At 66.9% G+C, this 26,109-nt stretch carries 23 protein-coding genes; 12 read left to right on the top strand and 11 right to left on the bottom strand.

The features are described 5' to 3' along the window. Positions 1-6: 6 nt before the first annotated feature. On the bottom strand, positions 7-798 hold the full coding sequence (locus QFZ83_RS31110; protein ID WP_307512214.1) for a hypothetical protein: 792 nt from the start codon (positions 796-798) through the stop codon (positions 7-9). Positions 799-800: 2 nt separating this feature from the next. After that, positions 801-1,019 carry a hypothetical protein gene (locus tag QFZ83_RS31105; protein ID WP_257862746.1) on the bottom strand — a complete coding sequence of 73 codons (219 nt, stop codon included), beginning with the start codon at positions 1,017-1,019 and terminating at the stop codon, positions 801-803. A gap of 482 nt (positions 1,020-1,501) precedes the next feature. Here QFZ83_RS31105 and QFZ83_RS31100 point away from each other — a divergent pair, with 482 nt between their 5' ends. Continuing rightward, on the top strand, positions 1,502-2,008 hold the full coding sequence (locus QFZ83_RS31100) for a fasciclin domain-containing protein (RefSeq protein ID WP_373424093.1): 507 nt from the start codon (positions 1,502-1,504) through the stop codon (positions 2,006-2,008). Positions 2,009-2,041: 33 nt separating this feature from the next. Here the strand turns inward: QFZ83_RS31100 and QFZ83_RS31095 are convergent, their stop codons facing one another. Continuing rightward, a complete protein-coding gene (locus tag QFZ83_RS31095; protein ID WP_373424088.1) occupies positions 2,042-2,977 on the bottom strand; it encodes a LysR substrate-binding domain-containing protein in 936 nt (311 codons plus the stop codon). Positions 2,978-3,059: 82 nt separating this feature from the next. On the opposite strand from QFZ83_RS31095, the gene QFZ83_RS31090 reads away from it, so the two are divergent. From QFZ83_RS31090 to QFZ83_RS31075, 4 genes are read left to right on the top strand one after another with little or no spacing between them, the layout of a single operon-like run. Next, positions 3,060-3,383 (top strand): DUF2917 domain-containing protein, encoded by a 324-nt coding sequence (locus QFZ83_RS31090; RefSeq protein ID WP_307512210.1) that lies wholly within the window; start codon positions 3,060-3,062, stop codon positions 3,381-3,383. Positions 3,384-3,415: 32 nt separating this feature from the next. After that, the gene (locus QFZ83_RS31085; protein ID WP_307512208.1) at positions 3,416-4,219 is read left to right on the top strand and encodes an enoyl-CoA hydratase-related protein; all 804 of its coding nucleotides are present in this window, start codon (positions 3,416-3,418) and stop codon (positions 4,217-4,219) included. A gap of 54 nt (positions 4,220-4,273) precedes the next feature. Next, positions 4,274-5,530 carry a 6-phosphofructokinase gene (locus tag QFZ83_RS31080; RefSeq protein ID WP_306881937.1) on the top strand — a complete coding sequence of 419 codons (1,257 nt, stop codon included), beginning with the start codon at positions 4,274-4,276 and terminating at the stop codon, positions 5,528-5,530. Continuing rightward, positions 5,527-5,751: a cysteine-rich CWC family protein gene (locus QFZ83_RS31075; RefSeq protein ID WP_307512206.1), complete on the top strand. Its 225-nt coding sequence runs from the start codon at positions 5,527-5,529 to the stop codon at positions 5,749-5,751. The genes QFZ83_RS31080 and QFZ83_RS31075 overlap by 4 nt, the downstream gene beginning before the upstream one ends. On the opposite strand, the gene QFZ83_RS31070 is transcribed toward QFZ83_RS31075, so the two are convergent. Beyond that, positions 5,742-7,085 (bottom strand): putative zinc-binding metallopeptidase, encoded by a 1,344-nt coding sequence (locus QFZ83_RS31070; protein ID WP_307512204.1) that lies wholly within the window; start codon positions 7,083-7,085, stop codon positions 5,742-5,744. The genes QFZ83_RS31075 and QFZ83_RS31070 overlap by 10 nt on opposite strands. Before the next feature lie 131 nt (positions 7,086-7,216). Between QFZ83_RS31070 and QFZ83_RS31065 the strand changes: the two genes are divergently transcribed. The 5 genes from QFZ83_RS31065 (at position 7,217) to QFZ83_RS31045 (ending at position 14,414) form a co-directional block, all read left to right on the top strand. Then, positions 7,217-8,710: a DHA2 family efflux MFS transporter permease subunit gene (locus QFZ83_RS31065; protein WP_307512202.1), complete on the top strand. Its 1,494-nt coding sequence runs from the start codon at positions 7,217-7,219 to the stop codon at positions 8,708-8,710. 68 nt (positions 8,711-8,778) lie between these two features. Further along, a complete protein-coding gene (locus QFZ83_RS31060) occupies positions 8,779-9,921 on the top strand; it encodes an ABC transporter substrate-binding protein (RefSeq protein ID WP_307512201.1) in 1,143 nt (380 codons plus the stop codon). A gap of 76 nt (positions 9,922-9,997) precedes the next feature. Beyond that, positions 9,998-10,765: a class II glutamine amidotransferase gene (locus QFZ83_RS31055; RefSeq protein WP_306881942.1), complete on the top strand. Its 768-nt coding sequence runs from the start codon at positions 9,998-10,000 to the stop codon at positions 10,763-10,765. Between the two features lie 116 nt (positions 10,766-10,881). Next, complete coding sequence (locus tag QFZ83_RS31050) at positions 10,882-13,110, top strand: TonB-dependent siderophore receptor (RefSeq protein ID WP_307512199.1); 2,229 nt, start codon at positions 10,882-10,884, stop codon at positions 13,108-13,110. Beyond that, positions 13,110-14,414, top strand: coding sequence for a PepSY domain-containing protein (locus QFZ83_RS31045; RefSeq protein WP_307512197.1), 1,305 nt, complete (start codon positions 13,110-13,112; stop codon positions 14,412-14,414). Before QFZ83_RS31050 ends, QFZ83_RS31045 begins: the two co-directional genes overlap by 1 nt. On the opposite strand, the gene gshB is transcribed toward QFZ83_RS31045, so the two are convergent. Then, a complete protein-coding gene (gshB, locus tag QFZ83_RS31040; RefSeq protein ID WP_042580972.1) occupies positions 14,377-15,330 on the bottom strand; it encodes a glutathione synthase in 954 nt (317 codons plus the stop codon). The two genes, QFZ83_RS31045 and gshB, sit on opposite strands and share 38 nt — an antisense overlap. A gap of 294 nt (positions 15,331-15,624) precedes the next feature. Between gshB and QFZ83_RS31035 the strand changes: the two genes are divergently transcribed. Further along, positions 15,625-16,038, top strand: coding sequence for a nuclear transport factor 2 family protein (locus QFZ83_RS31035; RefSeq protein ID WP_307512196.1), 414 nt, complete (start codon positions 15,625-15,627; stop codon positions 16,036-16,038). Positions 16,039-16,048: 10 nt separating this feature from the next. After that, positions 16,049-16,972, top strand: coding sequence for a polysaccharide deacetylase family protein (locus QFZ83_RS31030; RefSeq protein WP_307512195.1), 924 nt, complete (start codon positions 16,049-16,051; stop codon positions 16,970-16,972). Between the two features lie 25 nt (positions 16,973-16,997). Here QFZ83_RS31030 and QFZ83_RS31025 read toward each other — a convergent pair whose 3' ends face one another. From QFZ83_RS31025 to leuS, 6 genes are all read right to left on the bottom strand, one after another. Beyond that, positions 16,998-18,866 carry a potassium transporter Kup gene (locus QFZ83_RS31025; RefSeq protein ID WP_306881947.1) on the bottom strand — a complete coding sequence of 623 codons (1,869 nt, stop codon included), beginning with the start codon at positions 18,864-18,866 and terminating at the stop codon, positions 16,998-17,000. A gap of 183 nt (positions 18,867-19,049) precedes the next feature. Further along, positions 19,050-20,366, bottom strand: coding sequence for a glutamate--cysteine ligase (gene gshA, locus QFZ83_RS31020; RefSeq protein WP_013538918.1), 1,317 nt, complete (start codon positions 20,364-20,366; stop codon positions 19,050-19,052). A 92-nt stretch (positions 20,367-20,458) separates the two neighbouring features. Continuing rightward, positions 20,459-21,754, bottom strand: a complete 1,296-nt coding sequence (locus QFZ83_RS31015; protein ID WP_307512193.1) for a glutamate-5-semialdehyde dehydrogenase — start codon at positions 21,752-21,754, stop codon at positions 20,459-20,461. An 86-nt stretch (positions 21,755-21,840) separates the two neighbouring features. Beyond that, on the bottom strand, positions 21,841-22,914 hold the full coding sequence (gene holA / locus QFZ83_RS31010) for a DNA polymerase III subunit delta (RefSeq protein ID WP_306881950.1): 1,074 nt from the start codon (positions 22,912-22,914) through the stop codon (positions 21,841-21,843). Between the two features lie 23 nt (positions 22,915-22,937). Beyond that, a complete protein-coding gene (lptE, locus tag QFZ83_RS31005) occupies positions 22,938-23,459 on the bottom strand; it encodes an LPS assembly lipoprotein LptE (RefSeq protein WP_307512192.1) in 522 nt (173 codons plus the stop codon). Between the two features lie 11 nt (positions 23,460-23,470). After that, positions 23,471-26,101, bottom strand: coding sequence for a leucine--tRNA ligase (gene leuS, locus QFZ83_RS31000; RefSeq protein WP_307512190.1), 2,631 nt, complete (start codon positions 26,099-26,101; stop codon positions 23,471-23,473). Positions 26,102-26,109 lie beyond the last annotated feature (8 nt).

Here is a 26,109-nt window from a genome sequence, read left to right as displayed (position 1 = left end):
GCCGCCTCAGGTGGCATCGCCAAGACGCGCGCGCACTTCGCGGCGGCTCAATTGGCGCTTGGCTGCGGCATAGACATCGTTGCGTCCGTACAGGCCGCAGTGGGTGGGCATGCCGGGCCCGGGCCGCTGTGCAGCGCCGCTGCGGGTGACGAGGCAGCGACGCAGCACGTCGTGGCACTTCTCTTCCGGCTGCATCGCGCCAGTCCTTTCGGGAAACCTGGCGAGCGTGATCTCGAACCAGCAGCCATCGACGCGGTGCCATTGCGTGTGCTCGTCGAGCACGTGATAGACCGCATAGGGCTGGTCGCCATTTCGTTCGGCCCAGCTGCCGTAGCGCGCCCTCTGCGCCGCGCGCGCTTCACGCAGCCGCCGGTTGGGCAGCAGGATGCCGGTGAGCGGGTGCACGAACAGCTCGACATGCGAGGCCTCCTCGAGAGGTGCACGGTCGCCGCGTCCCCGCCAGGACGCCCTCACCCACACCTCGCCATCGCGCATGACCGCGTCGCGCACGACGAACTGGTCGATGTGCTCGAAGATGTGCGCCTGCACCGTGCTGCGGCGGTCGATGCCACTGCAGAGTTCGGCATACACCTTGTCCCACGGCCGGTGCACCTGCTTGTGCAGCCAGCGCTTGAGCGGCGCAAGGTTTTCATTGAGCCACTTCCTGTGCTTGTAGCCGCGCTTCATGCCCAGGTGCGAACCCGTCTCTTTGCTGTTGCGCCAGATACGCCCATCGCCCTGCACGCGCCAGCCGGTGCGCGGTCGTTCGACGATGACCTTGTCCATGTCTTCGCGCATCGTCAGTCCTCCCGCCCGAGGCTTCGCGCAGCCTTCTGCAACGCCACCTTCTGCGCACGCCGCTCCGCGCGGTGCGTGCGCAGGTGCCGCCCTGCGCCCTGGCTCGATTCGCGGCGCGCCATCGCTGCCACCACCGGATTGCGAGGTGCCGTGGACGGCACTGAAAAGTAAAACCGGCCCAGACGTTTCTCGTCGTCGCGGGCCTTTCGTTGAGCACTCATGTGCGCACACTCCAAAAACAAAAAGGCCCCGGCGAATGGCTGCGCGGGGCCTTTGTCGACAGGGCCTCGGCGGATGCATGGATGCACATCCGGCCGGGGCGCTCGGTGTGCGGGTCAGGTGTTCAGGAAACGGTTCATTGAATTGGTTTGTCGCCCGGGAGGTTGCAAGTCGCCAGGCGCGTTGGAAAAACTGTTGCTGAAAAACGAAGGGCGGATTCTGTCGAGCACGCGCGCGATGCGCAAGCGCCACTGGCAACGCTGTGGCGCAAAGCCGACGCGATGTCCACACGATGCCGACGAGATGCCGTCCTACGAATCCAGTTGCATCCGACCTCCGTATTGGTTGCAAGCGCATCGCGCCTCCGAGCTGTTGGCGGTTTCCACAGAGAACCTCGACAACCATTTCTTTCCAGGAGACTTCCATGAAAAAACTCGTGATTGCACTCGGCGTTTCGGTCCTGCTCGGCGCTTGCGCGGGCGGCATGGGCATGAGCGGCAGCGGTGCGTCGAACCCGATGGTCGGCGGCGCCGCGATGTACCCGACTAAGGACATCGTCGACAACGCCGTGAATTCGAAGGACCACACCACGCTGGTCGCCGCCGTCAAGGCCGCGGACCTCGTCGGCACCCTCAAGAGCCCGGGTCCGTTCACCGTGTTCGCACCGACCAACGCCGCTTTCGCAGCGCTGCCGGCCGGCACGGTCGACACGCTGCTCAAGCCCGAGAACAAGCCCACGCTGACCAAGGTGCTGACCTACCACGTGGTGCCCGGCAAGATGGACGGCCCGGCGCTCATGAGCGCGATCAACGCAGGCGGCGGCAAGGCCGTGCTGAAGACCGCGAGCGGCGGCACGCTCACCGCCACGATGAGCGGCGGCAACGTGATGGTGACCGATGCCAAGGGCGGCACCGCGATGGTGACGATCGCCAACGTGTACCAGTCGAACGGCGTGATCCACGTCGTGAACAAGGTGCTGCTGCCGGGTTGATCGTTCCCCGGAGCATGAACGCGGCGGGCTTTCTCAGGTCCGCTGCGCCGCCTCGGCTTCGTCGCGCAGCCATTGCGCGAAGTCCTGCGCGTCGCGGTTGCTCGCGGCGCGCCTGGACATCTCGATGAAATAGCCGCGGTGCGACGCCGCGCCCTCCCCGAGCGGCGCCACGAGCCGGCCGTCGCGCACCAGTTCGCGCAGCAACGGCAAGCGCCCGATCACCACGCCCTGCCCCGCCACCGCGGCGGCCACCGCATCGGCGTACTGCGTGAAGCGCAGCGTGCTCTTCACGCGCAGGTCTTCCAGCCCCATCACCTTGAGCCACGGCTCCCAGTCGGCGGTCGGGGCTTCGCTGTGGTCCGGGTATTCGATGGTGAGCAGCGTGAGCCCGGAAAAGTCCGACAGCGCCCGCAGCGACGCGGCGACCTGCGGCGCGCACAGCGGGATCACCGATTCCTCGAACAGCGCCGGCCCGACGCCGCGGGCGATGGGCGCGAAGCGCACCGCGAGGTCGAGGCGGCTCACGTCCAGGTCGAGCACATCGAGCGTGGCCGACAGGCGCACGTCGACCTGCGGATGCGTGCCGGTGAAGCGCGCCAGCTTCGGAATGAGCCAGAGCGATGCGAAACCCGGCGTGCAGGTGATCGCCACCTGCCGCGGCGCTGCGCTCGCGCGCACCCGGGCGGTGGCGTCGCGCAGCCGCTCCAGGCTGTCGGTGACCGCGCGCTGCAGCACGCCGCCGGCCTCGGTGAGCGCCAGCGCGCGGTGGCGGCGCTCGAACAGCAGCACGCCCAGGCTGGCTTCGAGCTGCTGGATCTGCCGGCTGACGGCCGACTGCGTGAGGTGCAGTTCGCCGGCCGCCAGCGTGAAGCTGAGTTGTCGCGCGGCAGCTTCGAAACTGCGCAGCAAATCCAGCGGCGGGAGCTCGCTGCTCGGCATTTTTGAGGGTTTCGCATTCGCTGGAGGCATGCAACGAGTTCCGAATGACCGCGTGTAAAGAGAGGGCCGGCTCACTATATTCATTCGTATCCCGAATGCAATGGAGCTTGCCATGAGCACCCGACCGACCACCTCTTCCCGCTTTCACATCACGCTGCCGACACGCACCGTCTTTGCCGTGCCCGACGGCGCGGGCGTGGGCATCGAATGCCGCAGCGGCACCGTCTGGATCACGCTCGATCGCGATCCGCGCGACATCGTGCTGGAGGCCGGCGACCGCTTCGACGGCACCGAGCACCGGCGCATCCTGGTGTCGGCCTTGACCTCGTCGTGCATCACCGTGTCGGACGCGCAGCCCGCTGCGATGCCCCTTGCGCCGCCGGCCCGCGCCTGGTCGCCTTGGCGACTTCGGCCCCACGGGTTGTCCCCGGCTTGACCGGCGCACCATCGGCATCGACCCTCGATGCCATGGACTCCCAAGCACCCATCCTCTATGAACTGGCCGATGGCATCGCGACGCTCACGCTGAACCTGCCGGCCAAGCTGAATCCCATCGCGCATGGACTGCAGGTCGAACTGCGCGACACGCTGGAGCGCATCCGCGACGACCGCGCAGTGCGTGCCGTGATCCTGACGGGCGCGGGCAAGGCCTTCTGCGTCGGCGCCGACCTGAGCGCGATGACGCCGGACGAAGAAGGCAAGTCGCTCGGCACGCAGACCGCCGAGTGGATGCAGTCGCTGAGCAATCCGCTGATCGAGACGCTGCGCACGCTGCCTGTTCCCGTGGTCGCCGCGGTGAACGGCGCCGCGGCCGGCGCGGGCGTCGGCCTCGCGCTTGCGGCGGACGTGACGATCGCCGCACGCAGCGCGTACTTCTACCTTCCGTTTCTCCCGAAGCTCGGCATCGTGCCGGACCTGGGTTGCACCTGGGCCATTCCGCGGCGTGCAGGCAAGGCGCGTGCGATGGGCATGGCGCTGCTCGACGAACGCCTGAGCGCCGGACGCGCGGTGCAGTGGGGCCTGATCTGGGCCTGCGCCGACGACGAACAACTGATGGACGAAGCACGCGCCATCGCGCAGCGCCTCGCACGCCTGCCGGCGCATGCGGTGATCGAAGCACGCGAAGCCTTCGAGGCTTCCGAGCGCCACACGCTGAAGGAACAGCTGCATTACGAAAGCGAACGCCAGCGCGAGCTGATCGATCGCCCGACCTTCCGCGAAGGCGTGAGCGCGTTCCTGCAGAAGCGCCCGCCCGCGTTCGAGAGCCGCTGACATCCCGACACGCGGGCACTGGCGCCTGTCATGGGGCTGCGGGAGAATGCCCGCATGCCCATCCTCAACGCCTTCTACGCCCAGTCGGGCGGCGTCACTTCGGTCATCAATGCGTCGGCCTGCGGCGTGATCGAGACGGCACGAAAACACCCGGACCGCATCGGCAAGCTCTACGCCGGACGCAACGGCATCATCGGTGCGCTGACGGAAGAACTGATCGACACGGGCGCCGAATCGGCCGAGGCGATTGCGGCGCTGCGCTCCACGCCTTCGGGCGCGTTCGGTTCGTGCCGCTACAAGCTCAAGTCGCTCGAGAAGAACCGGCGCGAATACGAGCGGCTCATCGAGGTGTTCAAAGCGCACGGCATCGGCTACTTCTTCTACAACGGCGGCGGCGATTCGGCCGACACCTGCTTCAAGGTGAGCCAGCTCTCGCAGTCGCTCGGCTATCCGCTGCAGGCGATCCATGTGCCCAAGACCATCGACAACGACCTGCCGCTGACCGACTGCTGCCCGGGCTTCGGCTCGGTCGCGAAATACGTGGCAGTGTCCACGCTCGAAGCCTCGTTCGACGTGCGCTCGATGGCTGCCACCTCGACCAAGGTGTTCGTGCTTGAGGTGATGGGCCGGCATGCGGGGTGGATCGCCGCGGCCGGCGGGCTCGCCGCGGACCAGGGCATTCCGGTGGTGGTGCTGTTCCCCGAGATCGAGTTCGACAAGCCGCGCTTTCTCGCGCGTGTCGATGAATTGGTGAAGCAGCACGGCTACTGTTCGGTCGTGGTGTCCGAGGGCTGCCACTACCCCGACGGCACCTTCCTCGCGGAACAGGGCACGCGCGATGCGTTCGGCCACGCGCAACTCGGCGGCGCCGCGCCGGTGGTGGCGCAGATGATCAAGGACGCATACGGCCACAAGTTTCACTGGGCCGTGGCCGACTACCTGCAGCGCGCGGCGCGGCACATCGCCTCGGCCACCGACGTGAAGCAGGCCTACGAACTCGGTCAACGCGCGGTCGAGCTCGCGCTGGAAGGCCGCAACGCGGTGATGCCGACGATCGAGCGCACGTCCGACGTGCCCTATGCGTACACGCTCGGCAGCGCGCCGCTCGAATCGGTGGCCAATGTCGAGAAGCCGATGCCGCGCGATTTCATTTCGGACGACGGCTACGGCATCACCGAGAAATGCCGGCGCTACCTGCTGCCGCTGATCGAGGGCGAGGACTACCCCGCCTACCGCAACGGCTTGCCGGTGTATGTGACGCTGCAGAACGTCGCCGTGGCGAAGAAGCTGCCGGCCTTCGAGCTCGCATGACGACCAGCGCTGCGGTCATCGACGTCTCGCGCTGCCCGTTGTGCGGCGAGTCGAACCGCTGCGCGATGGAGGTCGAACGCGAGACGGGCGAGGCGCAGCCGCCTTGCTGGTGCATGCAGGCCGACTTCAGCAATGCGCCGCTCGCCAAGTTGCCGGAGTCGATGCGCGGCCTTGCATGCATCTGCGCGCGCTGCGCCGCGGGGGCACCGCCTCAGGACTGAACGCCGCCCTGGGATTGGGTCTGCGTCTGCGTCTGCGATTGCGATTGCGACTGCGACTGCGCCTGCTCGGGTGCAGGCTCGACGGGCTCGGGCTCAGTCGCCGCCACATCGCTGGCCACCACCATCGTCGGCGCCGATCCGGCCCGCTGCTCCGTGATCACGCGGTGGATGAACTGCAGCTTGCCCACCGCCGCGCGCGGCAGCACGAACGGGTAATAGTCGGGCTGCCCCATGCTGCGCGACAGCTCGTTGAGAACGTTCGTCAGCAGCACCCAGCCGTTGATGAAGTCGAGGAATTTCGCGGCGTCGGGATGATCGGGCTGCCAGAGGTCGTCTGCGGTGAAGAGGTCGCTCGTCAGCTCGACGTTGGTCGCATCGACACCGAAGCTCATCGCGGTGTCCGCGGTGTCGGCCATGTGCAGGTAGTGGGCCCAGGTCTCGGCCCAGTCCTCCCACGGGTGCGTGCTTGCGTAGCTGCTCACGAAGCGGTCGGCCCAGTCGGGCGGCGGGCCCTGTTCGTAGTGGGTCTGCAATGCGGCGGCGTAGTCGGCGCGGTCGTCGCCGAAGAGCGCGCGGAAGTCGTCGATCCACGGTGTCGGCAACACCAGCAGGTCCCAGTAGTAGTGGCCGATCTCGTGGCGGAAGTGGCCGAGCAGCGTGCGGTAGGGCTCGCGCATCTCGGCGCGGATGCGTTCGCGCACCGCGTCCTCGGCCTCCTCGGCGTTGAGGGTGATCACGCCGTGCTCGTGGCCGGTCATGACGTGCGGACCGCCCGGCATGTTGCTGAGGAAATCGAACGCCAGGCCGTGCACCGGATCGGCATGCCGGCTCACCACCGGCAGGCCGAGCGCGAGCAGCTGCGAGATGAGCCGGCGCTTGGCCGTCTCCAGCTTGCGCCAGAGCTCGCCGTTGCTCTCCACCGAGAGATCGGGGATGGTGCGCGTCACGCTGCACGCGAGGCAGTAGCCGGGCGCGAGGCCCTGCGTGTCGGCGGGAATGGTCTCGCCTTCGCGCGGCACCGCGACCATCCAGCTGCAGGCAGCGGGCGTCATGAGGTTCGCGCAGCGGTGGTAGGTCTTGCCGTGCGGATCGCCGAACACGGTGAAGGTGTCGGGCAGCGCGCCCCCGCCTTCGGCCGGTGCCAGCGGCATGACGCCCAGGCGGTCGATCACGTAGCCGAGCGGCGTGTGGCAGGCCAGGCACTCGCTGTTGCGCAGGAACACGGGGCGGCCGCACTGGCAGCGGTAGGCGCGGCTGACGGTCGGCGCGGCGAGCTCGGTCGCGAGCGTGGCCGCGGCCTGTTCGTTGACGGGGTCGTTGATCGGGGAATCCATGTTGTTCTCTTCTTGCTGAGCTTGACGCGGAGGGGACAGCCGCTGCATTGTGGGGCGCGCCTGTGCGCTGTTCGCCAAGCAAACACCGATATGCTTGTAGGACGACGGACCCCGAGACATTCCGCCGCCCCATGACCTCCCCACACACGCCCGAAGCCGCACCCACGCCGGCTCCGCCCTCCATGGGCACCCTGCGCGAACGCTATGGCGAGCGCTACCGCTGGTATCTGCTGCTGTCGGTGATGGTGGGGACGATGGCATCGATCATGTCGTCGACCATCGTCAACGTCGCGATCCCCGGCATGAGCCATCACTTCTCGCTCGGGCAGGAGCGCGCGCAGTGGGTGAGCTCGGGCTTCATGGTGGCGATGACGGTCTCGATGCTCACCACGCCGTGGCTGCTGTCGCGCTACGGCTACCGCCGCACCTACGTCGGCACGATGCTGCTGCTGCTCGTGGGCGGCATCGTCGGCGGGCTGGCCAACAACTTCTCGCTGGTGCTGTTCGCGCGCGTGGCCGAAGGGCTCGCGGCGGGCGTGGTGCAGCCCATTCCGGCCATCATCATCCTGCGCGCCTTCGAGCCGCACGAGCAGGGGCGCGCGAGCGGCATCTTCGGCATGGGCGTGGTGCTCGCGCCGGCCATCGGGCCGAGCATCGGCGGGGTGCTGGTCGACCTGTTCGGCTGGCGCTCGATCTTCTTCATGGTGGTGCCGTTCTGCCTGGCATCGATCTGGCTGGCCTACAAGTTCGTGCCCAAGACGGCGCCGGGCGGCGTGGCCGCGGTGCGCGGCGGCGGGCTCGATGCGCGCGGCCTCGCGCTGGGCACGGTCGGCACGCTGTGCCTGTTGAACGGGCTGGTCGAGCTGCGCGGCGATTCGCCATTTCAGGCCGCGCTGCTGCTGGTTGGTGCCTTGGTTTCTTTCGCTGCCTTCATCTGGTGGCAGCGCCGGCTCGCGGCCTCGGGCGGCACGCCGTTGATGAACCTCGCGCTCTTCCAGTACCGGCAGTTCGCGATGGGCAGCGTGGTCGCCTTCATCTACGGCACGGCGCTCTTCGGCTCGACCTACCTGCTGCCGGTGTACATGCAGGTGGGGCTGAGCCTGTCGGCGTCGCACGTGGGCACCATTCTTCTGCCGGCCGGCATCGTGCTGGCCGTGACCATCGCGGGCGTGGGCCGGCTGGCCGACCGGCAGCCGACTTGGGTGCTGGTGACCATCGGCCTCGCGCTGCTGGCGGCTTCGTTCGCACTGATGATGGTGCTCAGGCTCGACAGCGCGCTGTGGCTGCTGGTGGCCTTCGCGATCATCGGGCGCATCGGGCTGGGGTTCATCCTGCCGTCGCTCAACCTGGGTTCGATGCGGCCACTGGCCAAGCCGCTGATTCCGCAGGGCGCCAGCGCGATCAACTTCGTGCGCATGCTGGGCGGCGCGGCTGGCGTGAGCCTGTGCGCGATCGTGCTCGAGTGGCGATTGGCGGCGCACGGCGATTCGCTCGCCAATCCGTTGAGCAGCCCGGCGCGGCTCGCGGCCTTCGACGAAGTGTTCGCGATGCTGGCCGGCTTGTGCGCGCTTGCGATCTGCGCGGCATGGCAGCTGCGCGAGGGGCCGGCGCGCAACACGGGGTAAACCCCGGCGGTGCAACGGAGCCCTTTCGTATTCAATTGTTATCAGTTGTATCTGATAACAAACAATTCATGCATCGCAGAAATTTCATTGCCGCTTCGGCTGCGGCAGCGGCCGGACTCGGTCCTCTTTCCTTCCCAGCCCTTGGCGCCGAAAACGGCGTCTCCGACAGCGAAATCGTCCTCGGCCACACCGGCATCCTGAGCGGCCCGCTCGGCGTGCCGGTCAAGGTCGTGATGGCGGGGGCCGGGCTGGCCTTCGACGCGGTCAATGCGCAGGGCGGGCTGTCGGGCCGCAAGATCCGGGTCGTGTCGCTCGACGACGAGCTCAAGCCCGAGAAGGCGCTCGCCAATTACGAAAAGCTGCTGGCCGAGCACCGTGTCTTCGCCTTCTTCGGCTGCGTGGGTTCGGGCACCACCGCCGCGGGCGCCAAGGTCGTGAACCAGAGCGGCGCGCCGACGGTGGGCGGCTATGCGGTGTCGGATTCCGCCCGCGAAAAGATGGGCAGCGCCGGCTACTTCGTGCGCGCCACCTTTGCGCGCGAAGCCCAGGCGCTGGTGCAGCACCTGACGACCATCGGCGTCTCGCGGATCGCTGTGGCGTACCTCGATAACCCCGGCGGCGCGGAAGTCGCCAAGCTGGTCGAAGCCGCGCTGGACACGCTCAAGCTGAAGCCGGAGGCCGCGGTGGCGGTCAAGGGCGATGGCACGACCAACGAGGCATCGGGCAAGGCGCTCGCCGAAAGCAAGGCGCAGGCCGTGATCATGTATCTGGGCGGCGGCATCGGCGGCGAGGTGATGAAAGCCGCCTGGGCCGCGGGCGGTCGCCAGATGTACTACGGGATGTCGATCGTGCCGGGCGATGTCACTGCCAAGCTCGTGGGCGACAAGACCAGCGGACTGGCGATCTCGCAGATCGTGCCGTACCTGTGGAGCGAGGTCGACGCCACCGCGCGCGAATTCCGCCAACTGGCCGAGCGCGCCAAGGTGGACCTGGGCTACCTGAGCTACGAGGGCTATGTGAACGCGCTCGTGATGATCGAGGGCCTGCGCCGCACCGGCCGCGACCTCACGCGAGCGAAGCTGCACGCCGCGCTCAAGGCGATGAAGCTGCGCATCGGCGGCATGGAGATCGACTTCACCGGCGCCAGCAACACGGGCTCGCGCTTCATCGAAATGGTGCGCGTGACCAAGGAAGGCAAGTTCATCCGCTAGCTGCAGCGACAGTCGCACGGTCGGATAAGCGGCGCGGCAGGCGGAGGCCGACGGGAATCGCGGTCTAATCGGCAACATGTGTCAATTGCTAGGGATGAACTGCAACACGCCGACCGACGTGACCTTCAGCTTCACGGGGTTCGCGCAGCGCGGTGGCCGCACCGACCACCACGCGGACGGCTGGGGCATCGCGTTCTTCGAGGACCGGGGCCTGCGCCATTTCGTCGATCACCAGCCGGCCTGCGAATCGCCGGTGGCGGAGCTGATCCGGCGCTACCCGATCCAGAGCCGCAACGTCATTGCGCACATCCGCAAGGCCACGCAGGGCGAGGTCAACCTGCAGAACTGCCACCCGTTCGTGCGGGAGCTGTGGGGGCGCTACTGGGTGTTCGCCCACAACGGCGACCTGAAGGACTTTCGGCCGCGACTGCATGGCAATTTCCATCCCGTGGGCAACACCGACAGCGAGCACGCCTTCTGCTGGCTGATGCAGGAACTGGCGAAGTCGCACGCGGGCGTGCCGAGCATCGAGGAGCTGACGCTCACGCTGCGCGAACTGGCGCCGCAACTCGCGAGCCACGGCACCTTCAACTTCATGCTGTCGAACGGGCAGGCGCTGTGGGCGCATGCATCGACCAACCTCTGGTACGTGGAACGGCGGCATCCGTTCGTGACGGCGCAGCTGTCCGATGAAGACCTGGAAATCGACTTCGCCCAGCACACCACGCCCACCGATCGCGTGGCAGTGGTCGTGACGACCCCACTCACCACGAACGAAACGTGGACGCAGTTCGCGCCAGGCGAACTGCATGTGTTCGTGGACGGGCAGCGGTCGGTCGGCTGACGTCTCAAACGAAGTCTTTTGACTGACACTTTTTTGCAACATTGCAAGAAAGTATCGATGGCGTGCATGCCCGAGGGAATAATAACGGTTCTCATTTGCACACCATCGGACCGTTCATGCCCGCAGTTTCCTCTCTTCGCCTTCGCCCGACCGTGGCGGCTTCGCTCCTTGCCCTCCACGCCCTCGGCGCCATGGCGCAGACCCCGGCTGCCGAGCCGGCTGCATCGAGCGGCACCCTGGCCACGGTCAACGTCGAGGCCAGCGCCGATGCCTCGGCCGAAGGCCTGACCAAGCCCTATGCCGGCGGCCAGGTGGCGCGCGGCGGGCGGGTCGGGATCCTGGGCAACCAGGACATGATGAGCACGCCGTTTTCGAGCACCAACTACACCAACGAACTGATCCAGGACCAGCAGGCCAAGAGCGTCGCCGACGTGCTGCTCAACGATCCATCGGTGCGCCAGGCCCGCGGCTTCGGCAACTTCCAGGAGCTCTACGTGGTGCGCGGCTTCCCCGTGTTCTCCGACGACGTGGCGTACAACGGCCTCTACGGCATGCTGCCGCGCCAGTACATCGCCTCCGAATTCTTCGAGCGCGTGGAAGTGTTCCGCGGCGCCAACAGTTTCCTGAACGGTGCCGCGCCCGGCGGCAGCGGCATCGGCGGTGCGATCAACCTGCTGCCCAAGCGCGCGCCCAACGAGCCGCTCACCCGCGTCGGCTTCGGCGTGCAGAGCGGCGGCCAGGGCTTCGTGAACCTCGACCTGGCCCGCCGCTTCGGTCCCGACGACAGCCTGGGCGTTCGCGTGAACGCCGTGCGCCGCGAAGGCGGCACCGGCGTGTTCAAGGAAAGCCAGCAACTGAGCGCCTTCGGCGTCGGCCTCGACTGGCACAACCGCAACGTGCGCCTGTCGGCCGACTTCGGCTACCAGGACTACGACCTGAAGGACGGCCGTCCGAGCCTCACGCCCTCCTCGAGCCTGCCGATTCCCCGCGTGCCCGACGCCAAGTCCAACTTCGCCCAGCCCTGGACCTACTCGAAGGAGAAGGACAAGTTCGCCACCTTCCGCGGCGAGGTCGACATCACCGACAACATCACGGCCTGGGCCGCCGGCGGCGTGCGCCGCAGCGACGAAGACAACGTGCTGTCGAACCCGGCCCTCGTCAACTCCTTCGGCAACACCAGCAACACGCGCTTCAGCAACACCCGCAAGGACCGCATCGGCACCGCCGAAATCGGCGTGCGCGGCAACTTCACCACCGGCCCGGTGAAGCACACGGTCGTGGCCTCGGCCACCACGTACAGCAACGACCGCGACAACGCCTATGCGATCTCTTCGGGCAGCGTGCGCAACAACATCTATGCGCCCTTCTTCTCGCCCTACCCCGTCGCCAACGGCACCGGCGGCTTCGTGGGCAACCGGCTGGAAGACCCGCGCCTGACCGACAAGATCGACACCTCGAGCGTCGCCGTCGCCGACACCATGTCCTTCATGGAAGACCGCCTGCTGGTCACCCTCGGCGCGCGCCGCCAGACCATCAAGCAGACCAGCTTCGCCTACAACACGATCAAGGAAACCAGCGCCTACGACAAGAGCAAGACCACGCCGGTGGCCGGCGTCGTGTTCAAGATCACGCCGACCGTGTCGGCCTATGCCAACTACATCGAAGCGCTGGTCCAGGGCAAGGTCGCCCCCGCCACGGCGAACAATCGCCCGGTCGCCAATGGCGGCGAAGTCTTCGCGCCCTATCAGGCCAAGCAAAAGGAAATCGGCGTCAAGTACGACGGCGGTTCGCTGGGCGCGAGCGCCGCGTTCTTCACGATCGACCAGCCCGTCTACCAATACGCGGACGAGGCCGCGGGCCAGGTTTACGGCCTGTACGGCAAGCAGCGCAACCAGGGCCTCGAGTTCTCGGTGTTCGGCGAACCCACGAAGGGCCTGCGCCTCCTCGGCGGCCTGACGCTGCTCGATGCCAAGCAGAAGAACACGCAAGGCGGCGCCACCGACGGCCTCACCGCCATCGGCGTGGCCAAGCAGCAGCTCAACCTCGGCGCCGAATGGGACGTGACCGGCGTGCGCAACCTGTCGCTGAATGCGCGCCTGCTCTACACCTCCAAGCAGTACGCCAACGCCACCAACACGCAGCAGATCCCGGGCTGGACGCGCTTCGACATCGGTGCGCGCTACCTGGTCGACCTGGGCAACGGCCGTGCGCTCACGCTGCGCGCGCGTATCGACAACCTCTTCAACAAGTCGTACTGGGCTTCGGTGGGTGGCACGCAAGGCTCCAACTACCTCGTGATGGGCGCGCCGCGCACCTTCGCGGTGAGCGGCACCATCGACTTCTGATGCGCGCCTTCGCGACCGCCATCCACCGCTGGGCGGGCCTGACGGTCGCGCTGTTCCTCATCGTCTCGGGCCTGACTGGCGCCGTCATCTCGTGGGACCACGAGATCGACGGCTGGCTCAACCGCAAGCTCTACGACACGCAGAGCCGCGGCCCCTTCAAGGACCCGTTCGAGCTCGCCGCCGCGGTCGAGGCGCACGATCCGCGCGCGCGGGTCGCGTACATGCCGCTCGGCTTCGAAGAGGGCCATGCCGCCGGCTATTTCGTGCAGCCGCGCACCGATCCGGCCACCGGAAAGCCCTTCAGGCTCGGCTACAACCAGGTGTTCGTCGACCCGGTCACGGCCGAGGTGCGCGGCCGGCGCGACTCCACGGCCATCTCGCTCAAGCCCGAGACGCTGATGCCGTTCCTTCGCAAGCTCCACTACATGCTGCACGTGCCGGCGATGTGGGGCACCGACCGCATCGGCTGGTGGATCATGGGCACGGTGGCGCTGGTGTGGCTGCTCGACAGCTTCGTCGCGCTCTACCTCACGATGCCGCGGCGCCTGCGCAAGGCCGTACAGCCGGCGCACCGCCCCGCGGGTGCATGGTGGCAGCGCTGGAAGCCGGCGTGGACCGTGCGCTGGGCGGCCGGCGGCTACAAGCTCAATTTCGATCTGCACCGCGCGGGCGGGCTGTGGATCTGGGGGCTGATCATCGTTGTCGCCTTCACCTCGTTCTCGCTGAACCTCTACAAGGAGGTGTTCCACCCGATGCTCTCGCTGGTTTCCAAGACCACGCCCGGACCGTCGGCGCTGGTGCCGCTCGCGCCACTGGGCACGCGCATCGAGCCCACCATCGGCTTCCGCGAGATCGTGGCGCAGGCCGAGGCCGAAGCCCGGCGCCGCGGCTGGACAACCCCGCTGGGCGGCGCGTTCTACAACGCACGCGGCGGCTTCTACAACATCTCGTTCTTCGACCACGCCACGCACGACGACAGCGACGGCATGGGCCTGTCGAACCTCTACCTGGACGGCCGCGACGGCCACCTCATCGGCAGCAACCAGCCGTGGCACGGCACCGCGGCAGACGTGTTCGCACAACTGCAATTACCGCTGCACGGCGGGCGCATCCTGGGGATGCCGGGGCGCATCATGATGTCGGCGCTGGGGCTGGTGGTGGCGATGCTGTCGATCACCGGCATCGTCATCTGGGCGCGCAAGCTGCGCTCACGGCGACTGCAGGCCCGGCGCGAGCGCGAACAGGCCCGCACCGCAGCTCCCGGGTTCAGGCAGGACGCAGGGTTTTCTCCAGCGCGTCGATGAACATCTTCGGCACGTCGAAGCCGGTCTGCTCCGTGATTTCCTGAAAGCAGGTCGGGCTGGTCACGTTGATCTCGGTGACCGAATCGCCGATCACGTCCAGGCCGATCAGAAGCAGTCCGCGCGGCGCGAGCACCTTGCCGATGGCCTCGGCGATCTCGCGGTTGCGCGCGGTCAGCGGTTGCGCCACGCCCTTGCCGCCCGCGGCCAGGTTGCCGCGCACCTCGGTGCCCTGCGGAATGCGCGCCAGCACGAAGGGCGCCGGCTCGCCCGCGATGATCAGAATGCGCTTGTCGCCTTGCACGACCTCGGGCACGAAGCGCTGCACCATGATCGTTTCGGCGCCGTCCTTGTTGAGCGTCTCGACGATGGAGCCGAGGTTCAGCGCGTCCTGCTTCACGCGGAAGATGCCCATGCCGCCCATGCCGTCGAGCGGCTTCAGGATGATGTCGCCGTGCTCCGCATGGAAGTCGCGCACGGCCTGCGCGCTGCGGGTGACCAGCGTGGGCGTCACGAACTGCGGAAACTCCATGATCGCGAGCTTCTCGGGGTGGTCGCGCAATGCGCGCGGCGAGTTGACCACCTGCGCGCCCTCGCGCTCGGCCTGCTGCAGGAGGTGCGTCGAATAGATGTACTCGGCGTCGAAGGGCGGGTCCTTGCGCATCAGCACCGCGTCGAAGTCTTTCAGCGCCTTCGATTCGGTGATGTCGACGGTGTACCAGTCCTTCGCGTCGCCGGTCAGCGTGATCTGCTGCACCGTCGCCGTGACCAGCCCACCCGATTTCCACTGGATGTCCTGCGGCAGGCACGCCGCGATGCGGTGGCCGCGGCGCTGGGCCTCGCGCATCATCGAGAAGGTGGTGTCCTTGTAGATCTTGAAGTGATCGAGCGGGTCGGCGACGAAGAGGATGTTTTTCATCTGGCGTTCTTTCCGGCGCCGGATGCGGCGGCCGCGTTGGTTTGTGGCGCGATGTTGCCGGAGGCTGCCATGCCCTTGCCGGCGGAGGCCTTTGCGAAGCGGCGGCGGCCACTCTGTCGGGCCGCGGGCACCCGAAGGCGCAGGTCTCTGGAAAACGGCATCGCGCGATTGTGCCGGGAGCGGAAGAGTCGCCGCCCGACGCCCGATCGGCACAGGACTTGCGGGCTTTCCGGACTCATTTCTTTCACCATGCGATGCCATGCACCGGCGTGGCTCACTCGACGCAGACTCCTCATGAACACGCCCGCCCCACTCGACCCCGCTGCAATCGTCGACGAATTCCTCCGGCTCGTGATGATCCCCGACCCGCAATCGGCCTCGCGCTTCACCGCGCCCGACATACGCATCCGCTTCACCGGCAACCGCGAGATGCATGCACCCGGCGACACCTCGGCCTTCAATGCCAAGCGCTACGCCTGGGTCAAGAAGAAGATCGAGCGCACCGAAACGGTGGCCGGCGGCACGCCCGAGGCCACTGTGGTCTACAGCGTGGGCACGCTGTACGGCGCCTGGCCCGACGGCACGGCCTTCGAAGGCAACCGGTATGTCGACCGCTACGTGGTGAGCCACGGGCTCATCGTGCAGATGGACGTGTGGAACGACAGTGCCGAATGGCTGCTGGTGCGCGCCGGCCTCGCGGTGCTGTGAGGCGACGCGCATGACGACACGCTGGCCCGACCTCCTGCCCTCGCACGATCGCTTCGACTACCAGCCGATCACGTGCCGCCCTGACTACGTTTGGCCGAACGGCGCGCGGCTGGCCGTGTACCTCGGCTTCAACATCGAGCACTTTGCCTTCGGCGACGGCCTGGGCGCCTGCATCGGCCCGGCCTCGCCGCAGCCCGATGTGCTGAATCACGGCTGGCGCGAATACGGCAACCGCGTGGGCGCATGGCGCTGCCTCGAACTGTTCGATGCGCTCGCGCTGCCGACAGGTGCGCTCATCAACACGGCGCTCTACGACCACTGCCCGGAACTGGTTGCGGCCTGCGTGGCGCGCGGCGACGAACTCATCGGCCACGGCCACAGCAACGCGGAGCGCCAGGGCGCGCTCGACGAAGAACACGAGCGCGCCCTGCTGCTGCGCTGCCGCGAACGCATGCTGCGCGAAAGCGGACAGGCGCCCGCGGGCTGGCTGTCGCCATGGATTTCGGAAAGTGCCTTCACGCCCGACCTGCTCGGCGAAACCGACTACGGCTACACGCTCAACTGGTGCCACGACGACCAGCCGGTGCGCATGCGCACGCGCGGCGGCGGCTCGATCTGGTCGGTGCCTTATCCGCAGGAGCTCAACGACATTCCGATGATCGTGGGCCGCCTGATGGATGCGAAGGATTTCAGCGCGATGGTGGTCGACAACTTCGACGAGATGCTGGAACAGTCGCGCGCGCAGCCGCTGGTGATGGGGCTGGCGCTGCATCCGTACATCGTGGGCCAGCCGTACCGGCTGCGCCACCTGCGCACGGCACTCGCGCATCTGGCACGTGCGCGGGATCGTGGGGAGATCTGGTTCACGACGCCGGGGGCGATCGCGGGGCACATGACGCAGCTTGCGGCGGAACGGCCCGAAGAGTTCGGCTGAGGAGCGATCGCCCCTTCACCCTGCCTCAAATCTCGATCTTCGACCCCAGCTCCACCACCGCATTGTTCGGCAGCCCCAGGAACGCCGCCGCCCCGCTCGCGTTGTGGTGCATCTGCGCGAACAGCTTCTCGCGCCAAGGCGCCATGCCGCTGCCCAGCGTGGGGATCACGACGTCGCGCGAGAGGAAGTAGCTCGTGGCCATCGGCTCCAGCTGGCAGCCGCGCAGGCGCGCATGCTCGAGCGCGCGCGGCAGGTCGATGTCGTTCTTGAAGCCGTAGTGCACGATGACCTGCCAGCAATGGTGGCCCAGCGCCTCGATCTCGATGCGCTTGTCCATCGGAATCCAGGGCACCTCGTGGTTGCGCACGGTGACGAACATGTTCTGCTCGTGCAGCACCTTGTTGTGCTTCAGGTTGTGCAGGAGCGCATTGGGCACGACGCCCGGCTCCGCGGTGAGGAACACGGCCGTGCCGTCCACGCGCGCCGGCGGGCTCACGAACACGGAGTCGAGGAACGACTTGAGATCGATCGCGTCGGCATGCTGCGCCTCGCCCATCAGGCGCCGGCCTTCCTTCCAGGTGATCATCAACGTGAACACGAAGCCGCCGATCAGGAGCGGGAACCAGCCGCCTTCGAACAGCTTGAGCAGGTTCGAGGCAAAGAACAGAAAGTCCACCACGAAGAAGACCGCGGTCGATGCGATGCACAGCGCCAGCGGCAGCTTCCACGCATAGCGGATCACGAAGAAGGTCAGGATCGTGGTGATCAGCATGTCGGTCGTCACCGCGATGCCGTAGGCCGCGGCAAGGCTGCTCGAGGTGCGGAACATCACCACCGCCAGCACGATGGCCACGAACAGGCCCCAGTTGACCAGCGGGATGTAGATTTGCCCGGCCGTGCGCACGCTGGTGTGCTCGATGTTCAGGCGCGGCAGGTAGCCCAGCTGGATCACCTGGCGCGTCACGCTGAACGCGCCGGTGATGAGCGCCTGCGAAGCGATCACCGTCGACAGCGTGGCCAGCAGCACCAGCGGAATCAGCGCCCACTCGGGCGCCATCATGAAGAACGGGTTCTTCACCGCCTCGGGGTTCTCCAGCAGCAGCGCGCCCTGGCCGAGGTAGTTGAGCGTGAGCGCCGGCATGACGACCGAGAACCACGCGATGCGGATCGGCTTCTTGCCGAAGTGGCCCAGGTCGGCGTACAGTGCCTCGGCGCCGGTCACGCACAGCACCATCGCGCCCAGCAGGATGAAGCTGGTGCCCGGGTTGTCCCAGATGAACTTCAGCGCATACCAGGGGTTGAGCGCCTTGACGATTTCGGGGTGATGCAGGATCTGCCACACGCCCAGCACCGCGATGGCCGCGAACCACGCCAGCGTGACCGGCCCGAAGAACTTGCCGATGCCCGCGGTGCCGCGCTTCTGCACGGCGAAGAGGCAGAACAGCACGACCAGGGTGATCGGGATCACGTAGTGCTTGAAGTGCGGCGACACCACCTCCAGGCCCTCGACCGCCGACAGCACCGAGATGGCCGGCGTGATGACGCCGTCGCCGTAGAAGAGCGAGGTACCGAAGATGCCGATCACCAGCAGCACATGCCGAAGGCGCGGCTTGTCGGCGACCGCCCGGGACGCCAATGCGAGCATGGCGACGAGGCCACCCTCGCCTTCGTTGTCGGCGCGCAGCACCAGCACGACGTACTTGATCGAGACGATGACGGTGAGCGTCCAGAAGAACATCGACAGGATGCCGTAGACGTTCTGAACGGTGAACGGCACGTGGCCGTGGCCGAACACTTCCTTGACCGCATACAGCACGCTGGTGCCGATGTCGCCATAGACGACGCCGATGGCGCCGACGATCAGGCCGGCAGAGATTGTTTTGGGGGCTGACACGAAGTCGATGGGAAAAAGGGCTGGCCGTTGTGGATCGACGCGTCAGACACGCGGAGGTGCCGTGGCGGCGGAACATTCATTCGTTGTTCCACCACGCGTCACCCCTCCCGCCCTTTTGTTTCCGTTTGCTGTGGGGTCGCTATTTTGCCGTTGCCCGGTGACGCCGCAACCCGGCGGCGGCAATCATTCGTAGATTTCGGCGTCCGGGTCGGTCGCTTCCATCTCGTAGCTGGCCGCCACCATGGCCAGGCGGCCGACCACGCCATACATATAGAAACGGTTCGGCGCGCTCGCGCCAGGCTTGGCACCAGGCTGGGGCATGTGCGTGCTTTCCGAGAAAGCCAGCGGCACGTAGCTCGCACCCGGAAGCTTGAGGTTCTCGTCGGCCGCCTGCTCGGCGTGCACCCGGTAGAAGCCGCCGACCACGTAGCGGTCCATCATGTAGACGACCGGCTCGGCCACGCCGTTGTGCACGCGCTCATTGGTCAGCACGCCTTCCTGGACGATCAACTCGGTGGGTTCGCGGAGGTCCCGCCCGGCGGAAGTCTTGGCTGCCGACGAGGTGCTGGTGCGCGACTTCCCGATCAGCGCCTCGACTTCCTTGGCATCGCGCACCGTCACCACGCCCGGACTGCCGCTGCCGCTGTGTCCGCCCTTGACGACGACGAACGGCTTTTCGTTGATGCCGTATTCCTTGTACTTGCGGCGCACCTTGGTGAGCACCGCGTCGACATGGCTGGTCAGCACGTCAATCCCGCGGCCCTCGGCGATGTCGACGCCTTCGGCACGCGCGTAGATCGGGTTGATGAGCCAGGGGTCGATGCCCAAGAGCTTGCCCAGTCGCTTGGACAGCTCCTCATAGCTGTGCAGGTGGTTGCTCTTGCGGCGCACAGACCAGCCCGCGTGCAGGGGCGGCAAGAGGTACTGCTCGTGAAGGTCTTCGAGGATGCCCGGCGTTCCTGCCGAAAGCTCGTTGTTGAGCAGAATTGTGCAGGGATCGAAGTTCTTCAAACCCAGTCGGCGTTTGCCGCGCACCACCGGCTCCAGGGTCACGGTCTCGCCGTTGGGCAATTCGATCTTCTTGGGCGACTTGATCGCCGGATCGACCGAACCGATCCGCACATTCAGCCCCGCCATGTGGAAGATGCGCACAAGTTGCGCGATGTTGGCGAGATAAAAGGTGTTTTTAGAGTGATTTTCGGGAATGACGAGCAGGTTGCGCGCCTCCGGACAGATCTTCTCGATGGCCGCCTGGGCCGCCTGCACCGCCAGCGGCAGCATCTCTTTGGTGAGGTTGTTCCAGCCACCCGGAAAGAGATTGGTGTCGACCGGCGCGAGCTTGAAGCCTGCATTGCGGATATCGACGGAGCTGTAGAACGGCGGCGTGTGCTCCATCCACTCAAGGCGGAACCAGCGCTCGATGGCGGGCATCGAGTCGAGCACCCGCTGTTCCAGTTCGTTGATCGGGCCGGTCAGGGCGGTGACGAGATGCGGAACCATGCGGCGGCCTTCTTCGATTTCTTAGAGGTGGAGCGGAATTGTAGGAATTGGGGGTACATGCCCCAATGACAAGACCGCGGGAGCAGCACGCATCACGTCCGCACTTCGCCTTGGCCGAGCACCACGTACTTGAGCGAGGTCAGCCCTTCGATGCCGACTGGCCCGCGGGCGTGGAACTTGTCGGTGCTGATGCCGATTTCGGCACCCAGGCCGAACTCGAAACCGTCCGCGAAGCGGGTGCTCGCATTGACCATGACACTGGCCGAATCGACCTCGCGCAAAAAGCGCTGAGCATGCACGTGGTCGCGCGTGACGATGGCGTCGGTGTGGTGGCTCGAATAGCGGTTGATGTGCGCAATGGCCTCATCGACGCCGGCCACGACCTTGATGCTGATCACGGCGGCCAGGTATTCCTCGGACCAGTCGGTCTCGACCGCATCGATGACCTTGGCAGCCGGATCGAGTGCCGCCTCGTCCGAACGCAGGATGCGGGCGGCGGCCGGGTCGCAGCGCATTTCCACGCCCTTGGCGGCGAAGATCGCGGCGATCTGGGGCAAAAAGTCTTCCGCCACCACCTCCGAGACCAGCAGGCCTTCGGCGGCGTTGCAGGGGCTGTACTTCTGGGTCTTGGCGTTGTCCACGATACGCAGCGCCATGCCGAATTCGGCCGTGTCGTCTACATAAACGTGGCAGTTGCCGTCCAGGTGCTTGATGACCGGCACCTTGGCGTCGCGGCTGATGCGCTCGATGAGCCCCTTGCCGCCGCGCGGAATGATCACGTCCACGAATTCGGGCATGGCGATGAGCTGGCCCACGGCCTCGCGGTCGGTGGTCTGCACCAGCTGCACCGCCTCGACCGGCAGGCCGGCCTCGGCCAGCGCCTCGGACACCAGCAGCGCCAGCGCCTTGTTCGATTCGATGGCCTCCGAGCCGCCGCGCAGGATGGCGGCGTTGCCCGACTTGATCGCGAGGCTCGCGGCCTCGATGGTCACGTTGGGACGGCTCTCGTAGATCATGCCGAAGACGCCGATCGGCACCCGCATCTGGCCCACGCGGATGCCGCTGGGCTGCTGCTTCATGCCGATGATTTCGCCGATCACGTCGGCCATGCCGGCGAGCTGCTCGCAGCCCAGGGCCACGGTCTCGATGACCTTCGGCGTGAGCTTGAGGCGATCGACCATCGGGGCCGAAAGGCCGGCGGCGGTGGCGCGTTCCAGGTCTTTCTGATTGGCGACCGCCAGCACCGGGCCGGCTTCGCGCAGGCGCCGCGCGAGCGCCTTCAATGCTATGTTTTTGGTAGCTGCATCCGCACGGGCCATGAGGAAAGCAGCGGTCTTTGCCTGCAGCCCTAGGGCCTGCATGTGCTCGCTGACGTTGAACGCATTCATGCGAACATTTTCCCACGCCGACCTGTGGCCCGGCTTACACAGGCCTTTTGGTGCCTGGAGCCGCCAAAGAAAGAAAAGAGATGAGATCAGGCGCGGCGCGCGGCCGCCGGCGCGCTGCTGCACGCACGGCACAGCATCAGCGCCAGCCGCTGCAGCGCCTGCCAGCCGCTGGCGGGCCAGTCGGGCTGCTTCAGGCCCTTGCAGATGCCGTCCACCAGGTGGGCCGCGCGCAGCAGGCGCGCCAGCATGCGGTCGTCCAGCCGGGGCAGCACGCGCTCGAAGGCACGCTCGCGCGGGCCCCAGATGCGGTTCTCGCGCAGCGCCATCGGCAGCGGCCGACCGGCAGCCATGGCGTCCTTCACGCGCTTCAAGGCGCGGATGTCCTCGGCGATCGTGTAGTGCACCAGCACCTCGGCCTCGCCTTCGGCCTGCAGGCCGTCGAGCATGCGCGCCACGCGCTGCGGGTTGCCGGCCAGCACCGCTTCGGAAAGCTTGAACACGTCGTAGCGCGCCACGTTGTTGACCGCGCCTTCGACCTGTTCCCAGCTCAGCTCGCCCGCCGGATGCAGCAGCGCGAGCTTCTGGATTTCCTGGTGCGCCGCGAGCAGGTTGCCTTCGACGCGGTCGGCAAAGAACTGCAGCGTGCGCTGGCCTTCGTCGCCCGGCATCACGCGCTGGCCCTGTTGCCCGAGGCGCTGCGCGATCCATTGCGGCAACACATTGCGCTCGATCGGATCGACCTGGATGCTCACGCCGTTGTTCTCCAGCGCCGAGAACCAGGCGCCGGTGCGCGTGGCCTTGTCCAGGCGCGGCAGCATCACCAGCGTGAGCGTGCTGTCGTTGCCGGGCGCGGCTTCGGCCAGTTGCTGCAACGCCGTGCTGCCGTCCTTGCCGGGCTTGCCCGAGGGGATGCGGATCTCCACGATCTGCTTGTCGGCGAAGAGCGAAAGCGAGCCCCCCGCCGCCAGCACCGCGCTCCAGTCGAAGTGCGCGCCGGCCACGGTGTACGAGCTGCGCTCGGTGTAGCCCTGTGCGCGCGCGGCGGCGCGGATGGCGTCGGCCGCCTCCTGCGCGAGCAGCGGCTCGTCGCCGTGGATCGTGTAGAGCGGCTTGAGCCCCTTCTGCAGGTGGCCCCCGAGTTGGGCGCTGGCAAGTTGCATGGAATCGCTGCGGCGCGGGGCGCCTAGAGTTCCTTGACGGCCGCGAGGCGCCGCATCAACTGCTGCGCGATGTCGCTCTGCATGTCGCGGAACAGCAGTTCGGCCTCGCCTTCCTTGGCGAGCGCGTTGGTTTCGTTGAAGCTCAGGTCGCGCGTCTGCGACACCTCGGAGGCCGCGAGCAGCTCCTTGCCCCCGGGCGTCTTCAGGCTGAAGCGCACGCGCAGACGCAGTTGCAATTCGCGCAGCGCGCCGGCCGAATTGGTCGAGATCACGAACCGGTCGCGGTCTTCGCCCAGCACCACCAGCACCGCGTCGGCGGTCTTGGCTTCTTCCTTGGGCACCAGCGTCACCGTGCCGGCCGCGCGCAGGTCGCGCCGCACCTGGTTGATCAGCGCGGAATTGCCCTCCACCGACAGCGTCTTGAACGCGAAGACCGGCGCCTTGCGCAGCTCGAAGCCGCAACCGGCCAGGCCCATGCTGGCGCCCACGGCCGTCAAACCGAGGAGAAAGCCGCGGCGCGGCAACGAGGCATTGCGTTTGTTCATGCTTCTATCGTTCAGAGGACCACGTTGACCAGACGGCCGGGAACCACGATCACGCGCTTGGGCGGCGCGCCCTCGGCGAACGCGACGAAGTCGTCGCAGGCGAGCGCGAGTTTCTCGATCTCGTCCTTGGAGGCGCCGGCCGGCACCAGCAGCTTGCCGCGCAGCTTGCCGTTGACCTGCAGCATGAGCTCGATCTCGTCCTGCACCAGCGCCTCGACGTCGACCGTCGGCCAGGCTGCGTCGAGCAGGCCGCCGAGGTCCTTGTCGTAGCCGAGTTCCGCCCAGAGCTGCTGGGCGATGTGCGGGGTGGCGGGGTACAGGCAGCGCAGCAGGATGCCGAAGCCCTCGCGCACCGCGGCCGCGTCACCCGCGCTGCCGTCGGGCTTGAAGCCTTCGAGCGCGTTGAGCAGCTTCATCGCGCCCGACACCACCGTGTTGTATTGCATGCGCTGGTAGTCGTAGTCGACCTGGCGCAGCACCGTGTGCACCTCGCGGCGCAGCGCCTGAGCGGCCTTGCCGAACGTCGGCGTGCCGGCCTTGGCCGGCGCCACGTCTGCCTGCGTCACGCCGAAATTCCACACCCTGCGCAGGAACCGGTAGCTGCCTTCGACGGCCGCGTCGTTCCACTCGAGCGTGGCTTCTGGCGGTGCGGTGAACATGGTGTACAGGCGCGCGGTGTCGGCGCCGTACTTCTCGATGAGGTCCTGCGGGTCGACGCCGTTGCGCTCGCTCTTGCCCATCTTGCCGACGCCGCCGTACTCGACCTTTGTGCCGTCGGCCGTGGTGCCGCCGGTGATGCGGCCCTGCGCATCGAGCACGGGCGTCACTTCCAAAGGCGGGAAGTAGTCCTTGCCGCCCTTCTCGTTGCGCTTGTAGAAGATGTGGTTGAGCACCATCCCCTGCGTCAGCAGCTTGGCGAAGGGCTCGTCGGCCTTCACAAGGCCGAGGTCGCGCATCACCTTGGTCCAGAAGCGCGCGTAGAGCAAGTGAAGAATCGCGTGCTCGATGCCGCCGATGTACTGGTCCATGGGCATCCAGTAATCAGCGCCCTCGGCGACCATGGCCTGGTCGTTCTTCGGGTCGCAGTAGCGCATGAAGTACCACGACGAATCCACGAAGGTGTCCATCGTGTCGGTCTCGCGCCGCGCGGCCTTGCCGCACACCGGGCACACCACGCCGGCGTGGAAACCTTCGTGCTTGTTCAGCGGGTTGCCCGAGCCGTCCGGCACGCAGTCGGTCGGCAGCACCACGGGCAGGTCCTTCTCGGGGACCGGCACCGCGCCGTGCTCTTCGCAGTGAATGATCGGGATCGGCGTGCCCCAGTAGCGCTGGCGGCTCACGCCCCAGTCGCGCAGGCGCCATGTGGTCTGCAGTTCGCCGAGGCCCTTCTGGCCGAGGGCATGCGCCACGGCGGCCACGGCCTCCTTGTACGACATGCCGCTGAAGTTGTCGGAGTTGATGGTCACGCCGCGCTGCTTGTCGCCGTACCAGTCCTGCCACTTGTGATAGTCGAAGTGCGGCTCGTCATCGACCAGCACGACCTGGATGATCTCGATGCCGTACTTGTTGGCAAAGGCGAAGTCGCGCTCGTCGTGCGCGGGCACGCCCATCACGGCACCGTCGCCGTAGCCGATGAGCACGTAGTTGCCCACCCACACCGGCACCTGTTCCTCGGTGATCGGGTGCTTCACCGTGAGGCCGGTGGGCACGCCCTTCTTCTCCTGCGTGGCGAGCTCGGCCTCGGTGGTGCCGCCGTTCTTGCATTCCTCGATGAAGGCCGCGACCTTCGGATCGAGCGTGGCGGCATGCGCGGCCAGCGGATGCTCTGGCGCCACGGCGCAGAAAGTGACGCCCATGATCGTGTCGGCGCGCGTGGTGAACACGTACATGCGACCGTCCTGGATGAGCTGGCCGCTCGCGTCCTGGATGTCATGCGTGAAGGCGAAGCGCACGCCCTCGCTCTTGCCGATCCAGTTCTCCTGCATCAGCTTCACGCGCTCAGGCCAGCCCGGCAGCTTGTGCTGGGTGTGCTCGAGCAACTCTTCGGCGTAGTCGCTGATCTTGAGGTAATAGCCGGGAATCTCGCGGCGCTCGACCGTGGCGCCGGTGCGCCAGCCCTTGCCGTCGATCACCTGCTCATTGGCCAGCACGGTCTGGTCGACCGGGTCCCAGTTCACCACCTGGGTCTTGCGGTAGGCGATGCCCTTCTCCAGCATCTTCAGGAACAGCCACTGGTTCCACTTGTAGTAGCTCGGATCGCAGGTGGCGATCTCGCGGCTCCAGTCGATCGCCAGGCCCATGGCCTGGAGCTGGCCGCGCATGTAGTCGATGTTCTCGTAGGTCCACTTGGCCGGCGGAACCCCGTTTTTCAGGGCCGCGTTCTCGGCCGGCAGGCCGAAGGCGTCCCAGCCCATGGGCATCAGCACGTTGTAGCCGCTCATGCGCAGGTAGCGCGTGAGCATGTCGTTGATCGTGTAGTTGCGCACGTGGCCCATGTGCAGCTTGCCGCTGGGGTACGGCAGCATCGAGCAGGCGTAGTACTTCTTGCGGCTCGCGTCTTCGGTGACGCGGTAGGCATCGGCGGCGCTCCATTGCGCCTGGGCAGCGGACTCGACGTCGCTGGGTTTGTAGCTGGGGTTCATGGCGGTTC

Source organism: Variovorax sp. W1I1, from assembly GCF_030815625.1.
Classification (GTDB): domain Bacteria; phylum Pseudomonadota; class Gammaproteobacteria; order Burkholderiales; family Burkholderiaceae_C; genus Variovorax; species Variovorax paradoxus_C.
The sequence above is the reverse complement of the archived record's forward strand: the minus strand, read 5'-3'. Positions and strand labels throughout refer to the sequence as shown.

Coding starts and splice junctions, on each gene's coding strand:
- gshB (WP_042580972.1), bottom strand. CDS start 15,330: ATGAAAAACATCCTCTTCGTCGCCGACCCGCTCGATCACTTCAAGATC.
- QFZ83_RS31030 (WP_307512195.1), top strand. CDS start 16,049: ATGACGACACGCTGGCCCGACCTCCTGCCCTCGCACGATCGCTTCGAC.
- QFZ83_RS31035 (WP_307512196.1), top strand. CDS start 15,625: ATGAACACGCCCGCCCCACTCGACCCCGCTGCAATCGTCGACGAATTC.
- QFZ83_RS31050 (WP_307512199.1), top strand. CDS start 10,882: ATGCCCGCAGTTTCCTCTCTTCGCCTTCGCCCGACCGTGGCGGCTTCG.
- QFZ83_RS31055 (WP_306881942.1), top strand. CDS start 9,998: ATGTGTCAATTGCTAGGGATGAACTGCAACACGCCGACCGACGTGACC.
- QFZ83_RS31015 (WP_307512193.1), bottom strand. CDS start 21,754: ATGAATGCGTTCAACGTCAGCGAGCACATGCAGGCCCTAGGGCTGCAG.
- QFZ83_RS31045 (WP_307512197.1), top strand. CDS start 13,110: ATGCGCGCCTTCGCGACCGCCATCCACCGCTGGGCGGGCCTGACGGTC.
- QFZ83_RS31075 (WP_307512206.1), top strand. CDS start 5,527: ATGACGACCAGCGCTGCGGTCATCGACGTCTCGCGCTGCCCGTTGTGC.
- QFZ83_RS31070 (WP_307512204.1), bottom strand. CDS start 7,085: ATGGATTCCCCGATCAACGACCCCGTCAACGAACAGGCCGCGGCCACG.
- QFZ83_RS31090 (WP_307512210.1), top strand. CDS start 3,060: ATGAGCACCCGACCGACCACCTCTTCCCGCTTTCACATCACGCTGCCG.
- QFZ83_RS31095 (WP_373424088.1), bottom strand. CDS start 2,977: ATGCCTCCAGCGAATGCGAAACCCTCAAAAATGCCGAGCAGCGAGCTC.
- gshA (WP_013538918.1), bottom strand. CDS start 20,366: ATGGTTCCGCATCTCGTCACCGCCCTGACCGGCCCGATCAACGAACTG.
- QFZ83_RS31100 (WP_373424093.1), top strand. CDS start 1,502: ATGGGCATGAGCGGCAGCGGTGCGTCGAACCCGATGGTCGGCGGCGCC.
- QFZ83_RS31085 (WP_307512208.1), top strand. CDS start 3,416: ATGGACTCCCAAGCACCCATCCTCTATGAACTGGCCGATGGCATCGCG.
- QFZ83_RS31060 (WP_307512201.1), top strand. CDS start 8,779: ATGCATCGCAGAAATTTCATTGCCGCTTCGGCTGCGGCAGCGGCCGGA.
- leuS (WP_307512190.1), bottom strand. CDS start 26,101: ATGAACCCCAGCTACAAACCCAGCGACGTCGAGTCCGCTGCCCAGGCG.
- holA (WP_306881950.1), bottom strand. CDS start 22,914: ATGCAACTTGCCAGCGCCCAACTCGGGGGCCACCTGCAGAAGGGGCTC.
- QFZ83_RS31080 (WP_306881937.1), top strand. CDS start 4,274: ATGCCCATCCTCAACGCCTTCTACGCCCAGTCGGGCGGCGTCACTTCG.
- QFZ83_RS31065 (WP_307512202.1), top strand. CDS start 7,217: ATGACCTCCCCACACACGCCCGAAGCCGCACCCACGCCGGCTCCGCCC.
- lptE (WP_307512192.1), bottom strand. CDS start 23,459: ATGAACAAACGCAATGCCTCGTTGCCGCGCCGCGGCTTTCTCCTCGGT.
- QFZ83_RS31110 (WP_307512214.1), bottom strand. CDS start 798: ATGCGCGAAGACATGGACAAGGTCATCGTCGAACGACCGCGCACCGGC.
- QFZ83_RS31105 (WP_257862746.1), bottom strand. CDS start 1,019: ATGAGTGCTCAACGAAAGGCCCGCGACGACGAGAAACGTCTGGGCCGG.